Annotated in this window: 21 protein-coding genes; 10 read left to right on the plus strand and 11 right to left on the minus strand. The window is 66.3% G+C overall.

The features are described 5' to 3' along the window. Both ON44_RS46945 and ON44_RS21280 read right to left on the minus strand, forming a co-directional pair. Window positions 1-556 (minus strand): TetR/AcrR family transcriptional regulator (locus ON44_RS46945; protein WP_051182282.1); only part of this gene is annotated, 556 nt, incomplete at its 3' end. Window positions 557-558: 2 nt separating this feature from the next. Continuing rightward, entirely contained in the window at window positions 559-1,164 is a 606-nt protein-coding gene (locus tag ON44_RS21280; RefSeq protein WP_040692798.1) for a TetR/AcrR family transcriptional regulator, read from the minus strand. Window positions 1,165-1,592: 428 nt separating this feature from the next. Between ON44_RS21280 and ON44_RS21285 the strand changes: the two genes are divergently transcribed. Continuing rightward, on the plus strand, window positions 1,593-2,216 hold the full coding sequence (locus ON44_RS21285; RefSeq protein WP_040692800.1) for a hypothetical protein: 624 nt from the start codon (window positions 1,593-1,595) through the stop codon (window positions 2,214-2,216). Here the strand turns inward: ON44_RS21285 and ON44_RS46950 are convergent. From ON44_RS46950 to ON44_RS21300, 3 genes are all read right to left on the minus strand, one after another. Beyond that, window positions 2,204-2,686, minus strand: a complete 483-nt coding sequence (locus ON44_RS46950) for a hypothetical protein (protein WP_051182283.1) — start codon at window positions 2,684-2,686, stop codon at window positions 2,204-2,206. The two genes, ON44_RS21285 and ON44_RS46950, sit on opposite strands and share 13 nt — an antisense overlap. A gap of 216 nt (window positions 2,687-2,902) precedes the next feature. After that, complete coding sequence (locus ON44_RS21295) at window positions 2,903-3,277, minus strand: hypothetical protein (protein WP_040692802.1); 375 nt, start codon at window positions 3,275-3,277, stop codon at window positions 2,903-2,905. A 32-nt stretch (window positions 3,278-3,309) separates the two neighbouring features. Further along, window positions 3,310-4,812, minus strand: a complete 1,503-nt coding sequence (locus ON44_RS21300) for an AbeC-like domain-containing protein (protein ID WP_157187239.1) — start codon at window positions 4,810-4,812, stop codon at window positions 3,310-3,312. Between the two features lie 178 nt (window positions 4,813-4,990). On the opposite strand from ON44_RS21300, the gene ON44_RS21305 reads away from it, so the two are divergent. Next, complete coding sequence (locus ON44_RS21305) at window positions 4,991-5,794, plus strand: MSMEG_1198 family transcriptional regulator (protein WP_245567268.1); 804 nt, start codon at window positions 4,991-4,993, stop codon at window positions 5,792-5,794. On the opposite strand, the gene ON44_RS21310 is transcribed toward ON44_RS21305, so the two are convergent. From ON44_RS21310 to ON44_RS21320, 3 genes are all read right to left on the minus strand, one after another. Next, complete coding sequence (locus ON44_RS21310) at window positions 5,734-6,816, minus strand: ThiF family adenylyltransferase (RefSeq protein ID WP_040692804.1); 1,083 nt, start codon at window positions 6,814-6,816, stop codon at window positions 5,734-5,736. The genes ON44_RS21305 and ON44_RS21310 overlap by 61 nt on opposite strands. Beyond that, on the minus strand, window positions 6,813-8,246 hold the full coding sequence (locus ON44_RS21315; protein WP_051182284.1) for a phenylacetate--CoA ligase family protein: 1,434 nt from the start codon (window positions 8,244-8,246) through the stop codon (window positions 6,813-6,815). The genes ON44_RS21310 and ON44_RS21315 overlap by 4 nt, the downstream gene beginning before the upstream one ends. Window positions 8,247-8,350: 104 nt before the next feature. After that, window positions 8,351-12,145 carry a WD40 repeat domain-containing protein gene (locus tag ON44_RS21320; protein ID WP_040692805.1) on the minus strand — a complete coding sequence of 1,265 codons (3,795 nt, stop codon included), beginning with the start codon at window positions 12,143-12,145 and terminating at the stop codon, window positions 8,351-8,353. Window positions 12,146-12,280: 135 nt separating this feature from the next. Between ON44_RS21320 and ON44_RS21325 the strand changes: the two genes are divergently transcribed. Next, window positions 12,281-12,571 carry a hypothetical protein gene (locus ON44_RS21325; protein ID WP_040692807.1) on the plus strand — a complete coding sequence of 97 codons (291 nt, stop codon included), beginning with the start codon at window positions 12,281-12,283 and terminating at the stop codon, window positions 12,569-12,571. Between the two features lie 29 nt (window positions 12,572-12,600). Here the strand turns inward: ON44_RS21325 and ON44_RS21330 are convergent, their stop codons facing one another. The 3 genes from ON44_RS21330 to ON44_RS21340 are packed head-to-tail and all read right to left on the minus strand — an operon-like array spanning window position 12,601 to window position 14,470. Further along, complete coding sequence (locus ON44_RS21330; RefSeq protein WP_157187240.1) at window positions 12,601-13,281, minus strand: hypothetical protein; 681 nt, start codon at window positions 13,279-13,281, stop codon at window positions 12,601-12,603. Window positions 13,282-13,322: 41 nt separating this feature from the next. Continuing rightward, window positions 13,323-14,252, minus strand: coding sequence for an Lrp/AsnC family transcriptional regulator (locus ON44_RS21335; protein ID WP_040692810.1), 930 nt, complete (start codon window positions 14,250-14,252; stop codon window positions 13,323-13,325). Beyond that, window positions 14,249-14,470 carry a hypothetical protein gene (locus ON44_RS21340; RefSeq protein WP_157187241.1) on the minus strand — a complete coding sequence of 74 codons (222 nt, stop codon included), beginning with the start codon at window positions 14,468-14,470 and terminating at the stop codon, window positions 14,249-14,251. The genes ON44_RS21335 and ON44_RS21340 overlap by 4 nt, the downstream gene beginning before the upstream one ends. A gap of 30 nt (window positions 14,471-14,500) precedes the next feature. On the opposite strand from ON44_RS21340, the gene ON44_RS21345 reads away from it, so the two are divergent. From ON44_RS21345 to ON44_RS21375, 7 genes are read left to right on the plus strand one after another with little or no spacing between them, the layout of a single operon-like run. Beyond that, the gene (locus ON44_RS21345; protein WP_040692812.1) at window positions 14,501-15,343 is read left to right on the plus strand and encodes a transporter substrate-binding domain-containing protein; all 843 of its coding nucleotides are present in this window, start codon (window positions 14,501-14,503) and stop codon (window positions 15,341-15,343) included. Then, entirely contained in the window at window positions 15,340-16,056 is a 717-nt protein-coding gene (locus tag ON44_RS21350) for an amino acid ABC transporter permease (protein WP_040692815.1), read from the plus strand. The genes ON44_RS21345 and ON44_RS21350 overlap by 4 nt, the downstream gene beginning before the upstream one ends. Beyond that, window positions 16,053-16,823 carry an amino acid ABC transporter ATP-binding protein gene (locus ON44_RS21355; protein ID WP_040692816.1) on the plus strand — a complete coding sequence of 257 codons (771 nt, stop codon included), beginning with the start codon at window positions 16,053-16,055 and terminating at the stop codon, window positions 16,821-16,823. Before ON44_RS21350 ends, ON44_RS21355 begins: the two co-directional genes overlap by 4 nt. 19 nt (window positions 16,824-16,842) lie before the next feature. Next, window positions 16,843-17,808, plus strand: a complete 966-nt coding sequence (locus ON44_RS21360; RefSeq protein WP_040692843.1) for an NAD(P)-dependent oxidoreductase — start codon at window positions 16,843-16,845, stop codon at window positions 17,806-17,808. Beyond that, the gene (locus tag ON44_RS21365) at window positions 17,805-18,743 is read left to right on the plus strand and encodes a sugar phosphate isomerase/epimerase family protein (RefSeq protein ID WP_051182285.1); all 939 of its coding nucleotides are present in this window, start codon (window positions 17,805-17,807) and stop codon (window positions 18,741-18,743) included. Before ON44_RS21360 ends, ON44_RS21365 begins: the two co-directional genes overlap by 4 nt. Then, window positions 18,740-19,939: an aromatic ring-hydroxylating oxygenase subunit alpha gene (locus ON44_RS21370; RefSeq protein ID WP_245567269.1), complete on the plus strand. Its 1,200-nt coding sequence runs from the start codon at window positions 18,740-18,742 to the stop codon at window positions 19,937-19,939. The genes ON44_RS21365 and ON44_RS21370 overlap by 4 nt, the downstream gene beginning before the upstream one ends. Further along, entirely contained in the window at window positions 19,939-20,703 is a 765-nt protein-coding gene (locus tag ON44_RS21375) for a class II aldolase/adducin family protein (RefSeq protein WP_051182286.1), read from the plus strand. Before ON44_RS21370 ends, ON44_RS21375 begins: the two co-directional genes overlap by 1 nt. Window positions 20,704-20,714: the final 11 nt, after the last annotated feature.

Genomic DNA, 20,714 nt, shown 5'->3' on the forward strand with positions numbered 1-20,714 from the left:
TGCCCTGTACGACCTGGGCCAATACATCCGGATCCACGCCATCGGCATCGGGCTGGTCCGCCAGCCACAGTCCGAGTGCATGCCGAAGTGGTGCGCGCAATTCGTCGCGAGCCGCGGCGACCCGTTCCCGCAGTACCGGCGGCACACCGTCGATCGGGAAGTACACCAGCCGCCAGGTGTCGGGCATCGAGCAGACCTCGGTCAGGAAGTGGCCGAGCATCGCGGGCAGCTGTTCCGGTGCGGCGGTGCCGAATTCGGGTGTCGTGGCGGTCTCGGCGACCGAGCGGGCCACTGCCGCCGCCATGCGGGCGGTCTCGCGTTCGATGAGCGCCTCGAGCAGTTCGTCACGGCTACCGAAGGAGTCGTAGACGACCGGCCTGGTCACCCCGCCACGCTCGGCGACGGCGGCGATGCTCACGCTGGTGAAACCCACCTCCGCCACAATGCGCAACGCCGCGTCGAGTAGTTGCTCACGTCGGTCCGCCGGCTGAAGTCGCTTGGCGTACTTGCGCTTGGTCGATTGCTTATGGGGCGCTGCTTGTTTCGCATCGGCCATCGCTACTTCTCCCCGACTCCGGCGGCGGCGACCGCACGGCGCGCCACCCAGCGCAATGTCTTGGATACCGCCTCGCGCCGATGCGCGCCGTTCTCGGCGAGCACCAGCCTCGCACCGGTCTCGCTCGCACTGATCACCGCGTGGCTCAACAACTCTTCGTCCATATCTCGCTCGGTGAGCGCGGCGATCAGCGCGAGCACCGCTCGACTGCGCTCCCGCAGCGCCTCGCGGCCGCGATCCACCCGTTCGTGCGCGGTTTCGGGTAGGCCATCGCCGGGCATGAGCACGAATCGCCAGCTCTGCGGCGCGGCCGCGACGAGGTCGAGAAAGATGTCGACGGCATCGGCCGAGACGTCCGCCGTCATCGCGGCCAGATCCGCGCCCTCCTGGAATACCGGAGTCGCCTCGGCCGCCATGGCCAGCACCCGTTCTTCCTCACGATCGAGCAGTGCCCCGAATAGTTCATCCCTATCACCGAATTCGGCGTACAGCGCGGGGCGGGTAACACCCCCCGCTCGCGCGATCGCGTGCATACTGGCGCCGGCGTAGCCCTCGCGCACGATCAGGTCCCGTGCCGCGTCGAGAATGTCGTCGCGTCGTGTTGACAATTACCCTCCAACGTCGGCTGACGGACACCTGTTTCAGATTTGCTTCGGCTGGGCCAGTGTACGCATTTCGCGCGCGCCCGCCGCGAATTCGACTTCCCCAGCGCGCGAATAACGCACCGGCGCAAGGGGTGCGTGGAATTTGATCCCGTTGTATTCGGTGCGTCCGCAATGTCAGCGTTTGCCCGGCAGCCATCACCGCATACACCTGGGGTACAAATTCCGTCCCAGACAACTGAGGCTGTGGTGACATCCCCGAAGGGACCGGCGGCGCGGTGGAGGCATCCGCGCGGCCGGTGCATCGCCCGCTGTCGAACTCGCTGGTACCGGACGTGCTCACGGTCGCAAGGCGCTGATACCGCCACCCGTGGCATGCTCGTGTCATAGGTGATTTCCGACCGGAAGGCGGGTGCGATGCCCGAATCAGCGCCATGACTGAGACCGTGTGGTACGCGTCGTACGGCTCGAATATGCATCTGAGCCGCCTGCGCTGCTACCTCGCCGGCGGCACACCCGACGGCGGTGCGATCACGCTCCCCGGCTGCCGCCACGGGGCCGAACCGCTGCGCTCGGTACCGCTGACGCTGCCCGGCCTGCAATATTTCGCCACCGAATCCCTGACCTGGACCGGCGGGCGAGCTTTCTACGATCCCGACGCCTCCGGTCAAACCGCCGCCCGCGCCCATCTGGTCACCATCGACCAGTTCTGCGATATCGCCGCCCAGGAGATGTACCGAACCCCCGGAACCGACCTCGACCTCCGCGAAGCAATCACCCACGGCCGCTCGACACTCGGTCCCGGTCGCTACGAAACCCTGATCTGCACCGGCACTTTCGAAGGCCATCCGGTCCTCACCATCACCGCACCTTGGCGCTATACCGACCTGCCCGGCAACCCGCCGTCAGCCGCCTACATACACCACCTCGCCGCAGGCCTCACCGAATCCCACGCGTGGACAGTCGAAGAGATCGCGAACTACATCGCCACCCGCCCCGGCGCGGAACTCGGCTGGACCGCCGCGACCATCGCCGCCGTGCTGGGTCAGGCCACGTGAATTGATGCGGAAACGATCGCGCCGTCCCGAACGACGTAATAGCCCGCGAAAGTGCGGTAGGCGCCATCGGATTGCCGGGCGGACAGCCGGATGTGAATGGTGTCGCCCTCTTCCGAAGTGATCGTCACCGCGTCATGGTCCGTGGTGGCCAGGCCGGCCACGAAATCGTCGTAGCTGGAGTCGAGATTGTGGCCGCCGAGCGCCCACGCCTGCGGATAGTCGCGCCGGTTGATCGCGTCGAAATAGGCGTAAACGACGGCGGCGGAGGCCGATACCACTGCAGTGACAGTCGTCGGCGCGCTTGTCGTTGTCGTCGCCGGGGTGCGAGCGCCGAGCGCTTCCACTACCACCGGGACCGTGGAAGCGCTCGGCGCCGCGGACGGCCCCGACCGGCCGTCGGACGGGGTGAATACGAGTACCACCGAGATGGCGGTGGCGAGTGCCGCCGGCAACAGCACCGGCGCGCTCACGAAAGATGCTCTCGGAGTGGGCCGTTCAGGTTGCCCAGACGCCAGATTGGTGCCGCAGCCGGTGCAGAACCGGCGTGCGGTATCGGTCGGTTCCCGTCCACAGTTCCAGCACACCTGCGCACCGCACGAAGTGCAGTGCCGCTGCCAGGTCCCGGGGAGCGGGCCCCGGCATTTCCAGCATGTCGCCATGAGAACCGCCGGGCACCGTCGCGTCGCTCAGCCGCCGAGGATCGAGGTGGCGGCGGCCTCCAGGGTCGTTACCACCCCGGCCAGCGAGCCGATGCCGACCACCGCCGTGGCGACGGCATGCAAGAGCCCGACGAGCAGATGCCGGTTCGGGCGGTCCTTGTCGGCCTCCGCGCGGGCCTGTTCGACGGCGGCGACGATATCGTCGCGATCACCCATGCCTTCGGTGGCCGTGCCGATGATGCTCAGCAGTTCGGTCAGCGCGTCGCGGAGTTCGGGCAGATTCGTCGGGGCCGCCGCATGGCGCGGACCATTGGTATTGGTGACCGTCGCATCGTGTCCGCCGATCGCCGATCGGGACAGCCGCGCATCGCCGCCGATGGTGACTCCGGTGTTCTTGTCCATGGGTGCCTTCCTGTGCCACTGGGTCGTGGGTCTCATCGTTCGGCCGCGTCGCCGGCCGTCGCGTTCACCGTCGTCGCGGTCGAACCGCCGATCGACGAATTGAGCAGCGTCGCATCGCCACCGATGGTCACGCTGTTATTGGTGATCTGTTCGCCGCGCCGCAGCAGTTCGTCGGGATCGATGTTCTTCTCCACGAGGAAGGCGGCCAGCGTCTCGAAGACCCGTTTCTCCAGGATCTTGGTGTACATCTCCTGGTCGAGCAGTTGGAAGTAGCGGTGGTAGCCGATCGACCTGCCACGCTTATCGACGCGCAGATCACTGGCCGCCTCCCGAATGCTCAGCAGCGCACCGTGATCGAAGGTGAAGACCTGGCTGATCTCGTTCTGCTGACGCGCCAGCTTCCGGCGCCTGCGCACGTCCGCGAAGGCCTGGTACAGCACATTCGGCACGGCGCGCAGCCACATGCGCGGCAGCCGGAGCAGACTGCGCCACAGCAGTTTCAGCAGTTGGCGCGGACGCGGGCGCAACAGCAGTTCGTCGACTTCGTGATAGGCCCTGTGCAGCGGCGGCACCATGCAGTACGTGGACTCCACGAACAGCGAAGTGGAGCTGGCGGCCAGTCGCAGGAATCCGGACCATGCCAATTCGCCGTCCCAGCCGATGATTTCGGTGGTCAGATAGGGCCGGGCGCGATCCTCCGGCGCGAGCATCAGTGCTTCGATCGTGGACTCCGGAACCCGGTCGAGTGGACGACCCAGCGCATCCGGCAGGAAGCGCCGATCATGATGAATATCGTTGCCGTTGACGAACAATCGGTTGTAGACGTCGAGATTCGGCACGTCGAGCTGGGCGATCTGCTTACGCAGGCGCTCATTCAGTTCGATGACGGTGAATTCCTGGATCGGCGCATCGTCATTGCGCGCCTTGGTGATATCCAGCGCCATCGACCAGGCGCCCAGCGGAAATCCGTGCCCGAGGAACGGCTGATATCCCTGGTACACCGTGACGTTGCCGCCCGCGTACGCCGCCACATGCTCGATTTCACCGCGGACCGCCGCCAGATGCGGCACCGGTGCGCGCGACGCCCGAAAGACGCCGCGCCGCAACGTATGTGCGGTTCGGCCCCACCGTGCCGCATACGCCTCGGCAAAGACCACGACCCAGGCGAGCACGATGGCGAACATCGCCGGCTTCGACAACAGCGCGAACGGATCGAGGACGTTCAGGTAGCTGAGCGCGCTGCCGGGCTCGACGCCGAGGAATTGGTTGCCGATCAGTAAGACCAGCACAGTGAACAGCGCCAGATCACGGATCAGATGCCGGGTCCGTGCGGCCACAGCGTGTTTGGCCACCGCGACCAGATCGACACCGGGTGAACGAGCGACCGATCGCAGCGGTTCTTCCAATACCTTCTCGACCACCGCGGTGGCGAGCACACTGTCCAAATGGACAGCCGCGCAAAGATACCGGGTGGCCTCGTCACGACGCAGCGGACCGGGTCCGGTCGGCTGCGTCCTCCCCTCCGCAGGATCCACTCGGCGCGAGGGCGCCCCACAGTTCCCGCAGAACGCGTAGTCTTCGGGGTTCGTATGGTCACACTCTGGGCATTGCACTCCGGTAGCCAAACATTTCGCAGGGATCGGTTCCTGGAAATTCACTGTGCTGTACCGCAATTCGCCTGCACACGACCACGGCGGGTGTAAGAATCACCCGATGAGCCTGGGTGCGGGCAATATGTTGCTCGAACGGGATATGGGGCACCTGCGAATACTGGTGGCCTCGCCGCTGGGTCGGGTCATCGAGCCGGTACTGAAACAAGCATTCGCTGGTTCGACCATCGCGGTGGCGCTGGACCGGCAGGCCGTGCGGCGCGAGGTCGTGCACCAGGTCCGCTTCGATGTGGTGATCACCGACCTGATCTGGAACGATCCGGCGCTGGAGTACGGCTTCGACGGCCTGGATGTGCTGGATATGCTGGGTTCGGCGCAACGCCCGGCCGCGGTGCTGATGGCGGCGCAGGGGCACAGCATGGAGCGCGACCATCTGGACGAAGCACTGCTCAGGTCTTCGGAATTGGCCGGTTTCTATTCGAAATCCTCTGGTGTCCCGGCATTGTTGGAGGCGATTCCCCCGGCGGCGACCGGACGACGGCCACATCTCGAGCCGCCGCCGGCCACACCGCCCCCGCTGTATCGGCTGTTCCAGGGACAACGCGGTGAGACGGCCGCGCGGCTGGCCGGAGCCATTGCCGCGGGCCGCGCCACAGATGCCGTTTCACTGGCCAAGGCCGCGCGGGTCGGTCTCAATACCGCCAATAAGGTGGCCAGCGTCTATATCGGGCCGATCGTGCTCGAACGCGGCGAGCACGATCCCGAATTACCGCTGACCGCCAATGCGATCTATCGGTGGTGCGGCGTGCACGCGCATTACCTGCTCAGCTGGTGCCGCCGCAACGGTCACGACGACGTACTCACGGCTGACACACCTACCAGCAGTTCGTCGAGATCCACCCGATAGCGCCCGGAACGCGGCCCGCCACCGCACGCGATCAAACGCGCGGCCAGTGCGCCCACGGCGCCGGCCATGGTCGCCGCGGTGCCGAGCTGCGGCCAGGTCGGCAACGTATGGCCCACCTGGGTGAGCGAATAGCGCAGCCGCGAGGTGAGTCCGCCGCCGACTATGGCACCGACAAGGCGCGACCGCCGGGCCGGATCGCCGAGTTCGGCGAGCGACCAGTGCGCCGCGAACTCGACACGGCCGTGCAGGATCGGATAGGCCGGGTCGAGGTCGTAGCGTTCGATATCGAGCAGCACATTGTCGCCGTTGTCGGTGACCATGACGACCGGAATTCCGGCTGCCTTCGCGCGGCGTCGGATATCGAATTTCATCGGCAGATCGTCCATTTCCTCGAGTAGCACGGCCAACCGCTCGGTGCCGTGCCCGCCGAGGAAGTCGTCCGCGAACTCGGGCACATAGCCGTGCGGGTAGGCATCGATCCGGGTGTAGGGATCGACCTCCAGCGTGCGGCGTTGCGCGAGTGTCAGTTTCGGCTCGCCCAGATCGCAGACCGAGGCGGCCAAGCGGTTGAGATTGGTCGTGCCGAGGGTGTCGCGTTCGGCGAGACGGAAGCGTCGCGCGCCGGTCAGCGAGCAGACCGAGAGCGCCGCCGCGCCGACACTCAGCCCGGCGATGCCGATCAAAGCCTCCGACCAGGTTCGCTGCTCGTGCGTTTCGATCAGGAATCGGTTGCGGGCCGTGCGCAGTCGCCAGAAGAGTTCGGCATCGGGCAATTTCACCACGGTTCGACGCCAAGGAAAAACGATATAGCGGGCGTCCGGTCCGCTACGGCGCAGCGACGCAACGTGATTCGCCATATCCGCTCGTGCCTGCGGCGTGGCGGCAACGAGCCGGGGATGGTCGAGGGCGACCAGTTCGGGTAGGCATCCGTCCCATGCGTCGACGTAGCGGAATCCGGAGCCGGGTGCGAGCAATTCCGCGATCCGTGCGGAATCGTTTGCAGGGTGCAGTATCTCGATCATGCCGCACGCTCCGTCCAGCGATGTTTGATATCGGCTTCGAATCCGGCCGATGCGAAGGGCCGCAAGCTGATCTCGGGCTCGGCGGCCGCGCCCAGCGCCCGGTGCAGGCGGCGGTATTCGGTGTTCGTGCGTTCCAATGCGTCCACGATCGCGCGCCGCAGCCGCACTTCGAACCCCTCGATCGGGTGCGTGCCCGCGCGCAATTCGACCCGCAGAGTGAGGGTCTGCTCGAACTGCCTGCCGGTGCTGGTGGCGAGTACGAACTTTCCGGTCACCGTCGGAGCTATATCCGGATGTTCCAAGGCCATTCGCACGCTGTCCGGGTAGATCTTCAGCGCGTAGAAGGACGCGGCGATATCGGTGCGCCGGTGCAGAGCCAGGAATCTGCACGAATCGGTCGAGGTGGTAATCGGAATTTCGTTGTCACCGACCAGATCCGCGAGTTCGGTGGCCGAGAACAGCGCGCCCTGATCGTTGATGCGGTAGCGCACCAACGGGATCGCGGTGTCGACCGTGAACAGGAAGCGCTGCTCGGCATCGAGTTCGGCGAACCGATAGTCGGTATCGTATTCGACCAGGGTGGGCTGGATTTCGTCCGCGCCGAACAATTCCGCGCCGACGACACGTTGTCGCGCGGCCAGTCGGCGCACGGCGATGGTGGTCGCGGTCTCGTGGCCCATGATGCCCCCATCCGCTGTGCCGTAGATCAGGCAGGTCGCGGTGGGGTCGCCGGATTTGCCGATCCGCCGCAGCACCCAGTCACGCCAGTTCTCGCTGATCGCCTCCCCCGCCAACAGGATTCGCAGATCCTGACCCAGCACCTCTTCGGGCGCGCGGTCCAGCACATCCTTGATGAACGGCGGATAGCCCGCGAGCACCACTTGGTCGTAGTGCGGGCCGAGCGTCGCGATATTGTCCAGGATCGCTTCGGCGTCGATGCCGGGGGCGATGACCGAGAGTCGATGGCCACGGCGGCGCAGCATCAGCGCACCGGTGTAGGTGTAGGTGCCGCCGATCCAGTTGCCCATGGCGAAGCCGATCACAAGCAACGTCGAACGGCGCTGGGATCCGAAGCACTGCTGGAAGATCCGCGCGTAAAGTTCGGTGCTCTCGTCGAGGGAGGCGATATCGCGCGGCCAATAGGTCGGGCGGCCGGTGGAACCGGAACTCGTCGACCACGTTCCCGCCCTGGTGATATCGCCGCGCCAGACGAGCGCGTCGAGCGGATATCGGTGCAGATAGTTCTCTTTCGTCATGGCGGGCACATCGGCGAAATCGGCGAGGGTGTGGATATCGGCGGGGTAGACGCCGTGGGCGGCGAGGAAGTCCGCATAGGCGGGAACCTGCCGAGCAGCACGGTGGAAAACACCGAGCGCACGTTGGAATCCCGGTGTCGGGTCCGGTTTCACGGTTGGCAGAGGTATCGACATGATGGTTGTCCCTGAGTCGGAAGTAGTGCTCCGCAATCGTCCGACCTGCGATAACGCTATGCGGAACAGTCCATACAAGGTCCATACAGGCGCTGCGCGGCGGGTCAGCGTGTCGAACAGAGCGGTCGGGATGGCACGCCGGGCAGGTAGCGCTGCCACTCGACCGAGCTCAGTCCGGTGCTGCCGCTATCGCACAGCGCATCGGCGACACGGTCCGGATCGGTCGCCCACAGCCGCACGACCTTATCGGGGCCGGCGCCGATGAGCAGTTGGCCGCCCAGTGCGTAGCCCGCGTCGTTGACCCGGCCGGTGTATGCGGTCAGCACGGCGACGCGGCGTGGCCTATCCGGATCGATGACATCCCAGATCCAGATATCGCTGCCCTCACCGCCACCGACGACGTAGCGGCCGTCGGGGCTGAAGTTCACCGTGATGATCGGGTCGGGCGGCCCGTCGAGCGTGCCGAGGTTGCGGGGGTTTTCAGGATCGGACAGGTCGTAGAGTCGGGCGGTGTGGTCGGTGCTGCCCGCGACGATGACCCGATTCTGCGGGCTGAAGGCCACCGAGGCCACGTCGTTGTCGAAACCTTTGAGCGACGGCAGTTCCCGCGGCGGTCGGCCGCGATCGCGGATGTCCCATATGCGAACGACGTCATCGGTGGTGGCTATGGCGAGCAGGGTGCCCGTCGAGTCGATGGCGACCAGATTCGGCAAGGCCTTTTTCAGATCGAGGGCGGCGATGGGCTGTGGGGTGTTCGGGTCCGTGAGGTTCCACACCGTTGCGATCGGATTGTCCTGTCCGACGACCGCGAGTACGGATCCGTCGGGGCTGAAGGCGAGCGCGGCCACTATGCCCTCGACCGCGTCGATCGGTTGCCCCAGCCGACGCGGCTGACGGGGATCACGGACGTCCCAGAGATAGATGTGGCCGGTGCGGGTGCCGATGGCGGCGCGGGTGCCGTCGGCCGAGAACGCAACGGCACCGCAGGTCTTTTCGTCATCGCCGACACCGAGCGCCGGGTAGTCGATCGGTGTGGCCGGATCGGTGATATCCCAGATGCGGGGACGACTGTCGCCCGCGCCGGTTCCGGTGAGGAATCGGGTGCCGGTGCGCTCGATCGGTGTCTGATAGATGGTGCTCTGGGCACCGCGCAGCAGCGGGCCGGGCAGTGGCCACAGGTGTGCCACGCCGGTCTCGTCACCGGTGACGACCATGCGTCCACCGAGCGCGTAGCGCACCGAGACGACGATCGCGAGATTCGGCAGAATCAGCTCGGGCTCCGTCGACTCGGCGGCGGTATTCCAGATGCGGGTGCTGTGGTCGGAACTGCCCACAGCGAGCCGGGATCCGTCGGGGCTGAAGATCAGATCGTTGATGTAGCTGTCGAATCCGCGCAATCTCGGCAACTCGGCCGGTGCGGCCGGATCGTCGAGACGCCAGCGCAACACTTCACGCGATCGACCACCCGCGACAAGGGTTTTGCTGTCGGGGCTGAACCGCAGCGCCAACGCCTGCGCGGTGGAACCGTCTCGAGCGCGGTCGAAGACCTGCTCTGCATCGGTTCCACTGAGACGCCAGATCCGCACCGACGCTTCGGGTCCCGCCGCGGCCAGCATTGTGCTGTCCGGGCTGAATGCCACAACAGGCGAACCGGCGGGCAGGACGAGCGTGGGCAAGGCGACCGGGTGGGCGGGATCGGCGATATCCCATCTGGCCAGGCCGGTATCGGTGGTGCCCGCGGCGAGTTGGTGTCGGTCCGGGCCGAATGCCACACCGGTATAGGTGACTCCGGAACGTTCCACGGTCGAAAGTAGATGCGGTGCACGCGGATTCGCGATATTCCACAGCTCGACTCGACCGGCGGTGATCCGGACGAGGACATCGTCACCCGGACCGATCTCCAACACCATCGGCTGCGGCCCCGGTGGTCCCGCGGGTGCCGGGATCCGACCGACCTCGGTCGCCGGGGTAATGCCGCCACTCACCCGATACAGGCTGACCGTCGCATCCACGGCACCAATGGCCAGCAGCGTGCCGCGAGAATCGGTGGCGACGACCGTGCGCCCCTCGTGTTCCCCGACGAACCGCACCGGAGTGTGCACGGCGCTCGAATCCAATAGCGCCGAACGCGCTTCCAGTGTCGGCTCGACCCGATAGGCCGCCAAGGCGAGTTGCGCCGACAATGCGGGATCCTTGTCCCGCAATCGAACCGCCTGCAACGCGATCTGCCGGGACATCGCGTCATCGCGCGCCTGCGCGGCACTCTGCTGCTGGGTGTAGGCCGCCAGTGCAAGCACCAGGGCAACCACCGAGGCCATCGCCAGTGCCGCGACCAGCCGCTGCAGGATGCGGGTGCGGCGGCGCTGGGCAAGGATCGCGGCTTGCTGTTCGGCAGAGCTGGCGGCGAGATAGTCGCGTTCGCGCTGGTTCAGGTCGCGGTGGCGGCCGCCGGTGCTCGCCCACTCCTGCACCAGCGGCAGCCTCGCCGGGCCGAGCAATTCGCCCGGATCGCAACCACTGTCGTGCCAGACCTGGGCGGCGTGGGTGAGTCTGCGGTGCACGATGAGGCCGCCGCGATCACTGTCCACCCAGTCCGACAATCGGTTCCACGCGCCGATGACGGCCTCGTGGGTGATTTCGACGGTCTCCTCCTCACAGGTGAGCAGGCGCTGGGCGCAGAAGCGATCGATCACGGCATTGACGTCGGCGGCGGTGTCGTCGTCGAAGAACAGTTCCGAACGATGCACCCGCCGACGGGTCACGCTCTCCTCGTCGATGGTCACCAAGCGCAGGAAGGTGCGGCGCGCGATCTGACGTTGCGGGGTGGTGAGATCGGAATAGACGGCGTCGGCGCTGCGTTGGATTGCTCCCCCGATCCGTCCCACCGCGTTGTAATCGAGGACGGTCATCCGCCGCCGGGTGCCGCGCTGCCAGGTCTGCAACAGTGCGTGCGAAAGCAGCGGCAGGGCACCAGCATCGTGTGCCGCGCGGGAGCCATGCGGTGCGAGTTCGAGCAGCAGCAACTGCACCAGGTCTTCGTCCACGGTCCAGCCCGCTTTGCGCGCCGGTTCGACGATGACCTCGCGGACGCCATCACTGCTCAGCGGCCGGACCAGCACCGCATTCGCGGCCAGCGCATCGTGCAGTACCGATTCCTCGGCGGCGTGCCGGTAGAAGTCCGCGCGCAGGCCGAGCACGAAAACCGTTCGGGTGCCCTGGTGGTCTGCGATCGCCTCCAGGAATGCGGCCCGCTGCACCTCGTCCTCGCATTGGGTCCAGGTCTCCTCGAACTGATCGAGTACGACGACCTCGGTCTCTTCGAGTTCGCGCAGTGCGTCCAGCGGATGTGTGCCCGGCAGCGCGACACCGGCGGTGAGTCCCTCCTCCCGCAGCGCGGGCAACAGACCCGCCGATAACAAGGAGGATTTGCCGGATCCCGACGCGCCGATGACGAACAGAATGCGCGGGCGCCCCCGCGAGCGCAGCAGTACATCGACCTTGCCCACCAATTCCGCGGTGAGCTCGGCGCGTCCGAAAAACCAACCGGCATCATCGAATCGGAACGGTTCCAGCCCCCGATACGGACTCTCGTCATCGCGGCGACGACGCCCGGTGGTACCGCGCACCCGGCGGACCGCGGTCAGCCAGGGCTCCTGTTCCGCCCGCGCGTCGATGCCGCAGACGGCGAGCACCGCGCGAAACATCTTCTCGTTGCCGTCGGTCGGAACATGTTGTCCCGCAAACCATCCGCTGAGCGTGCCCTGCGGACATCCCGAAATTTCCACGGTCTGACGGACAGTCAGCTCCGCCGCGACGCGCAAGGCCGACAGCGCAGCGGCGAATTCTTCGCGAGTTCGAATTTCCGCGGGATCGAGCCCCCCGGCCCACCCTCCTACCACGCTCTGACCATAGGGATTTCGCGCGCATGGCCGAAAGGGCCGTACGGACCTTGTATTGACTACTACCGACCCTGCTTTCGCAGCTCAGACCATGAATAACGGTCCCGATCCACTACGAGTCGACAGGAGCGGACCTTGACCATCGACCGCACCGAATATGCTCTGACCAGCGATCGCACCGTGGAGTTCGCGCACCTGGAGAACCCAGGATGCCCGACGCAATGGCGTGTCAGTTGGCTGTCCGATCGCCCACTCACCGACGATGAGGCTTGGGCCGCAATGGAACTCGCCGAACTGCTGGCCGATCCGGATATCCGCTACGCCCCCGACCGCATGGCGAGCGCCATCCGCTGTGCGGGCAAGCTCGGCCTAATCGTCGAACAGGCGATGCTGGCCATGGACGCTCGAAGAGCCATGCGCGGCTGAATTCACGCTTCGACTGCGATGACCGTGCGTCACGGCCGGCGCATGATGTAGTCCGAGGGCACGAGAGCGCTTCCGGGAAGCAGGAATTCATCGGCAACCAGCAATGCGGACCAGGTATCGACGAAGTCCGGCATCCGGATGTCCAACGGCGCGGTATCGACGATCCGAGTACCGAACCGCAGCAGACCGACGAGCAGTGTCGACAGGACAAGGTAGATATCACCGGCGTGATCGACAATCCCATCCCCGGCAACGAAACCGGGTTCGATCACGACGGAGCGACCGGCGGCCCGCGCACGCAGACCGAGCCGGGCCAACACCGCCGCCGCTTCGACCGCGCTGCTGCCGCCGCACGGTGTGAGCACGCAGGTGGCCGATGCCCGAGCGGCCGTGACGGCGTACAGCGCGAACAGGTGGTCGGGCACCGTGCATCGAAACGACGTCACCTCGCCCCCGGTCGCACGCGAAGTCGCCGTCAGACCAGCGGCCGACGACACTACATAGGCACCCGTTTCGGCAACCGAACACCGCACCGTTCGCACGATGTGCTCCGGCAGCGGCGCACGTGCCAGCACCGTGCCACCTGTGACGACCCCGGCCAGCAGCACAGTGGTCAACGCGGCTTCGGCGAGTTCATCGGATGCGCCGCGGACCGGGGACGGCACCGTGACGCGTCCGCGCACCGGGATCGACGCGAACGGCGCGGTCACGACTCCGCCTCGCCGGCGTTCGGCTCCGTCGCCACGGTTGGTCACGACTTCGCCGCCGGCGCCCGCGGCGGCACATTGCTGTAGCGCTCTTTAACCGTGACCAGATGCACCCAGCTGTCGACCTCGAGCACTGGGCGCAGTGCACGCAGTGTGTCGAGGGCGGCGACGACATGCTCCAGCGCGGCCGCGTGCACGGTGCCGACCAGATCGAACCGCCCGATCGTCGCGGCGAGGAAGCGGAGGCCGGGAAGTTCGGCGAGCAGAGCCGCGAGCCCCGCCGTGCGACCACTGGCCCGCACACCGAATCCGACGGCGTACTCCGTATCGCCATGGCCCGGTCCGGACAGTGCGGCGACTCGGACGATGCGCTCATCGATCAAGCGCTTCACCCGCAACCGCGCGGTGCCGGGTGAGGTACCGGCCGCCGCGGCGAGTGTGGCATAGGACGCGCGCCCGTCCGCCTGCAATACCTCGAGCAGACGCGCGTCGAGCGCGTCGATCGAGGCCGCCGACGCCCGCTCCGGGCGACCGACGTCGATGATCAGATCCGAATAGAACAGCGTATTGGTGTCGCGCACACCGTCGATACTGCGGATCCGGTCGAGTGTGGCCGCGAGCTGCTGCGGCCCCCGGGTGCGGATCTCGGCGACCAGCGGATACCGGCCACTGGTCAGGGACACATAGGGAATGTCGTCGAGTCCGGCCACGCGCCCGGCGACCTGCCGCACCGGTTGATCGACGCTGATCGATACGTGCGCGAGCGCTGCCAGCCCGATTGTCGACGGATGCACGATGCCGACCACCTGAGCCCTACCCGAGTCGAACAGCGTATTGAGCCGTTTGGAGATCGTTGGGCGGGACGCACCGAGTTTGGCGGACAGTTCGTTTCGGCCGATCCGCCCATCGATGCGCAACTCCTCGAGGATCCGGGCGTCCAGAGTGTGCGTCCCGGTAGCCGCGGACGCGGTCATCGGAACTTAACAATCGCCGTCCAGATCAGTTCGAATTTACCTTTCATCAGCAAGTCCCTTCTCATGGAGACATAATCGCCCAAAATCTTCGGTGATGCTTTCCAGAGCATCAAACTGTGGCGCTCATCGCTCAGTCTCTTGTGTGGACTGAACCTATCGCGGTTTCTATCGTGCATCTCAGTTGAACGAGCATCAATCAGGGCAGGAACGTTGACCATAACGCCACTGCACTGGAGGAGATTGAGCAGATGAAAAAGCTGGGACTGGTAGCCATGGCGACCGGGGTGGTATTGCTGATCGCCGGTTGCGGGAGCGGATCACAAGGCAGTGCCGCCAGCGGTGCCGCACCGGCGGGTCTGATCCGCGGTGGTGAACTCCGGATCTGCACCGATCCCGAATACGCGCCGATGGAGTACTTCGAAAACGGAAACACCACCGCCCCGGTGGGTTTCGACTCCGACGCCGCCCGCGCAGTCGCCGAACTGTGGCAGGTCGAGACGAGCTGGCAGATCACCTCGTTCGACGGGCTCATGCCCGCCCTACAGGCCCAGCGATGCGATGTGCTCTGGTCCGCGCTCTACGTCAGCCCGGAACGCACCGCTGTCGCCGACGCGGCACCGTTCCTGGCGACCGGACCGGGACTGATCGTCCGGAGCGGCGAAACCGGGATCGCCACCGCCGACGACCTGTCCGGCAAAACTATCGCCGTCCAAGGCGGCGGCGCCAACGAGAAGACCCTGCAACAGCTTTCGGAACGATTCAACGCCGCGGGCAAGCCGACCATCACCATTCAGGCCTACCCCAAGACCGCCGAAACCGTTGCGGCGGTGACCAATGGCAAGGCGGACGCGCTGATCGAGACCGATGTCGCGGTGGTCGATATGGTCGCCAAATCCGGCGGTGCGCTGCGCGCCGTGCCCGGCGTCTTCACCGCGGAAACGGTTTTCGGCGTCTTCACCAAGAAGGGTTCACCGCTGAGCGGGCCGGTGGCCGCAGCCGTGCGCACGCTGACCGACAACGGCACACTCGCGAAGATCGCCACCAAATACGGGCTCGATCCGGCGCGAATTCGTCCCGGAACAGCGCAATGACCTTCGATCGCGAAATCTTCCTCCAGGCCCTGACCTCGGCCGAATTCCGGCGCGGCGCTTGGCTTTCGGTCGCTCTCGCGGCCGTCTCGATGATCTTCGCCACCGTACTCGGCTTCGGCGTGGCGCTCGCCCGGATCAGTAAGGTGCCCACGTTGCGCGCCCTCGGCGGCGCGTACGTATGGTTCTTCCGCGCCATCCCCTCCCTGCTCGTGCTACTGATCATCTGGAACGCCGGGCCGCAGCTGTTTCCAGGTCTGCGCGACGACTGGTTCACGCCGTTCATCGCGGCCTTCATCGGATTCGCCGTGGTGGAGGCCGCCTACATGGCGGAGATCCTGCGCTCGGCGCTGCTGAGCGTGGACGAGGGACAGCATCTCGCCGCCCGAGCGATCGGACTGCGGCCGCATCAGGTGCTGCTGAAAGTCCTACTGCCGCAGGCGGTGAAGGTCGCGTTGCCGCCGACCGGCAACGAGTTCATCGCGATGCTCAAGTACACCTCACTGGCGTCGGTGATCTCACTGCGCGAATTACTCACCACGGCGCAGGTCGGAGTCTCGGTGACCTTTCGATACGCGGAGTACTACACCGCGGCGCTCGTCTACTACCTGGTGATCGTCAGCGCGCTGATGGGCGTGCAGAGCCTGATCGAACGCCGCTACCGCTGGGTCTCGTCGGGGACGCCCGGCCCGAAGAAGGACATGGTGACCGTATGACCGGCGCGCCACTGCTGCAGACGATCGCACTGCACAAGAGTTACGGCGACCGTGTCGTCCTCGAAGGCGTGGATTTCGCCATCGCACCGGGCGAGGTCAAGGCCGTGCTCGGACCATCGGGCTCGGGCAAATCCACCATCCTGCGACTGATGGCCTTACTCGAACCCGCCGATAGCGGCTCGATCCTGCTGCACGGCAAGGAGATCGGCATCGAGACCAGCCGGACCGGTCATCCGGTGCCCATGCCCGAGCGAAGGCTGGCCCGGCAGCGCACCGATATCGGCATGGTATTCCAGCGCTTCAACCTGTTCGCCCATCTCGATGCGCTGCACAATGTCACGCTCGGCCTGACCGCCGTGCACGGTCTGCCCAGGGCCGAGGCGGTGCACCGCGCCGAGACCATACTCGAACGCGTCGGCATGTCCGGACATCTGCGGCACTATCCCTCGGAACTGTCCGGCGGACAACAGCAACGGGTCGCGATCGCGCGGGCACTGGTCCTGGAGCCGTCGGTGATGTTGTTCGACGAGCCGACCTCCGCACTCGATCCGGAACTGGTCAACGAGGTGCTGTCGGTGATGGAAGACCTGGCCGCGCAGGGGATGACGATGATCGTGGTGACCCACGAGATCCGATTCGCCCGGCGGGTCGCCGATGCGGTGGCACTGTTCGATTCCGGCGTCATCGTCGAACAGGCACCTCCCGAGCAATTCTTCACCCAGCCCGAACACGAACGAACCCGCGCTTTCCTGTCCCATGTCCACTGACTCGGAAGGAGATCCGCCGATGCCGGCTCCGATCGCGGTCTACACCGATCTCGACGACCTCGACCCGGCTCCCGGCATAACCGTTTTGGAGAATGCCGGTTTCGAGGTGCGGGTGCTCGAGACGCGCGACCCCGACACCATCGCCACAGCAGCCGCCGACGCCACCGCACTGCTGGTCGGCTACGCGCCGGTCGATGCGAACCTGCTGGCCCGCCTGCCCCGGGTGCGAATCCTGTCGATGCTCTCGCACGGTCACGACGCCGTCGACATCGATGCGGCTGCGGCCGGCGGCATTTGGGTCGCGACCGTCGGGGGCCTCGCCACCGCCGAGGTCGCCACACACACCTGGGCACTCGCCTTGGCCGCGGTTCGCCGCCTCGACTTCTTCACGCTGCGCGGTCGCCGAGGATGGCTGGACCGGCCCGCATCCGGTCCGCGTCGGTTGTCCGAGATCACCCTGGGACTGGTCGGACTCGGCCGGATCGGAACCAAGGTCGCCGAACTAGCCGCCGGTTCGGTGGCCTCGATTCTGGGCCATGACCATTCGGGGCGCACGGTGCCCGCCGGTGTCACCGCGGCATCGCTGACGGAGGTTGTCGCCAACTCCGACCTCGTCTCCATTCATCTGCCGCTCGATCCGAGCACCGAGCGATTGTTCGACGCCGACCTGCTCGCGCGAATGCGCCCGGGTTCTTGGCTGATCAACGTATCCCGCGGCGGTATCGTCGATTCCACTGCGTTGGCCGACGCACTCGATCGCGGCCAGCTCGCCGGTGCCGCGCTCGATGTGCTCGACGCCGAGCCGCCGGCGACCGGTGACCGCCTCGCCGGACATCCGAATGTCCTGCTGACCCCGCACGTGGCCTATCTTTCGGATGCGACCGCACGCGACTATGTCCTGACCCAGGCGCGCAACGTGGTGCAGTGGTATCGCACCGGCCGCCCGCTACACCCCGTCGCCGAACCGTCCACGGTGACCCGATGAACGCCGCATCGCGCAGCGATTCGGTGCGGGGTGGCCGTCGGGTGGCGGGCGGCCCCGTGCGTCTCGAGATGTTCAATTCCCTGTGGGCCATGGAAGATCTGCCCTGGAACGCAACCCGGGCGTGGACCCTCGCCGAACAGCTCGACCGGCTCGTGGCAGCCGGATTCGATGGTGTCGCGGTCGATCTGGGCGCTCGTGGGCGGCCCGACGCCGACGAACTCGCGGCCGCACTCGGACACCGACTACGCACGGCGGTCTTCGCTTTCGTCGGCGACGACGAGGATCTCGATGCCGCCCTGCGCTACGCCGACACCATCGACGCCGACCGCATTGTGGTATGCGGCCGCGTATTCGACGATGACCTGGCAGCTGTCGCGAAAACAGTGCGGCACTGGCACCGCAGGTGCGCCGCAGCGGGCGTCACGATGCAATTGGAGACGCATCGCAACACGCTCACCGACGATATCCGCACGACCACCCGCCTACTCGATGAACTCGATTCGGACGTGCGGCTGGCGATCGACCTGTCCCACTACGTATGCGGCAGCGAGTTCCCGTTGCCGCCGACCGCCGAGCTCGAAGGTCACCTCGAGGCATTGTTCGCGCGCGCCGGATCCGTGCAGGGCCGCGTCGCGACCCGCTGCCAGGTGCAGATCCCGCTCGGCTTCCCGCAGCTCCGCGCCTGGGAGGACCTGTTCCAGGACTGGTGGATTCGCGCCTTCGCGGCCATCCTGGCAGGCCGCGGCGACAGCCGTGATCCGGTGCTGTTCTGCACCGAACTGGGCACCACGCCGTACGCGATCACCGATCGGGACGGCAACGAACTCTCCGATCGATGGGCCGAAACCCTGATACTGCGCGACCGGGCCGAGGCCGCGTTCGCCGCGGCCGCGCGCCGCGTTCCGATCACCACATCCCGAGGAGGAATACGTTGAGCGACATACACTTTCCCCTACCCGAGCGGATGACCCCGAGCGGAAATGTGGTCGTCGCCGGCCCACTCCCCGACCTACCCATCGGCCGCGCACTGGTACCCGCGCGCGCCTACACCGGTGGCGCGGAATTCGCGCTGGAGCAGGACCGTATCTTTTCCGCGGGTTGGGTGTGGGCCGGTTACGCCCACTGGGTAGCCGAGCCCGGCGCGGTACACCCGATCACGATCGGCGGCAAGCCGCTGCTGATCGTGCGCGGCGATGACGACCGGATCCGGGTGTTCCACAACTCGTGTCGCCACCGCGGGATGGCGCTGACCGAGGAACCACTCGTCGTCACGCGCCGGATCCAGTGCGCCTATCACTGCTGGTCCTTCGATCTGAACGGAAAGCTTTCCGCCGCACCGTATTACGGACGGGAGCGGGGCGCGAAGGTGGATCCGGCGACCGCAGAACGGCTGGGTCTGCTCGCCGTCGCCAGCCACGTGTGGGCGGGCATGGTGTTCGTCGATCTGTCGGCTACCGACACCGATCCGCAGGCGTGCGCGGACGATTTCGTGCACCACCTCGAGCCGATCCTGACCCGTTGGGCGCATATCGATTTCGATCGGATCCACCTTGCCGGGGAGCGACGCTACGACGTCGACGCCAACTGGAAACTCGTCGTCGAGAACTTCCTCGACTTCTATCATCTGCCATTCGTGCATCCCCAGGTCGGCCCGGTGACCGCCTCGCTGGACGTCGACGATGTGGCATTGCATCCCGACATCATGGGCGGCACCTATCCGCACGGAGCGGTCGGCAAGGCGGACAAAACCGCTCGCGCCCTGCCCTGGCTCGGCGACGTCCCCGCCGACCGGCTCGAGCACCAGGACATCTTCTGTGTCTTCCCCAATGCCCTGTTGTTCCTCGAGGCAGATTGGTTCCAGGTCATCGGCTTTCATCCGTTCGCCCCGGATCACACAGTCGAGCATATGGCGGTCTTCGTCGATTCGGCCGCGGCCGGTGCGGAATTCACGCAGGCCCATCAGCAGCTGACCGAGGTGCTGTGGGAAGTCAACGACCAGGACATGCCGATGCTGCACCGCCTGCAGACCGGCCGCAGCTCACCCGCCGCGGACGCGACGAACCTGGTCTCGCACTGGGACCAGATCACCGCGCTCTTCCAGCATCGGGTCGCGACGAAAGCGGGCTACTGATGACCACAGCGATGGATGCTCCGGCGATCGAACTGCGGTTGCGGCGCGAACTCGCCGCGGTGTACCGGCTGGTCGCACACTTCGGGATGACCGACCTGATCTTCACCCATATCTCGCTGCGCCTGCCGGGACCGACGCCGCGATTCCTGATCAACCAGTACGGGCTGCTGTTCGAGGAGATCACCGCGTCGAATCTGGTGGTCGTCGATGCAGCGGGGCACCCGGTCGGCGATGCGGAGCACCCGGTGAATCCGGCCGGTTTCGTCATCCACGGCGCGATACACACCGCCCGGCCCGACGCGCACTGCGTGCTGCACACCCACACCCGCGCCGGATGTGCGGTGGCCGCCACCACAGCGGGGCTGCTGCCGGTCAATCAGATGTCGATGGAGTTCTACGGCCGGATCGGCTATCACGACTACGAAGGCATCGCCCTCGATCTCGACGAACAGGCCCGGCTCGTCGCCGATCTCGGCGACCATCCGGTCATGATCCTGCGCAACCACGGCCTGCTCACCGTCGGCACCACCGCGGCGCAAGCCTTTCTGCGCATGTTCTACCTGAACCGAGCCTGCGAGATCCAGGTCTCGGCCGCCGCAGCCGGACCGCTGACGCTGCCACCACCGCAAGTATGCGAACACAGCGCACGGCAGCTGGCCGGCACCGAAACCGGCGACGACTTCGCCGACACCTCGGCGTACGACCTGGCCTGGGCGGCGCTGCTGCGGCTGCTCGACCGCATCGATCCGCACTACGTCGACTGACGTATCACTCA

The organism is Nocardia vinacea NBRC 16497, from assembly GCF_000308835.1.
Classification (GTDB): domain Bacteria; phylum Actinomycetota; class Actinomycetes; order Mycobacteriales; family Mycobacteriaceae; genus Nocardia; species Nocardia vinacea.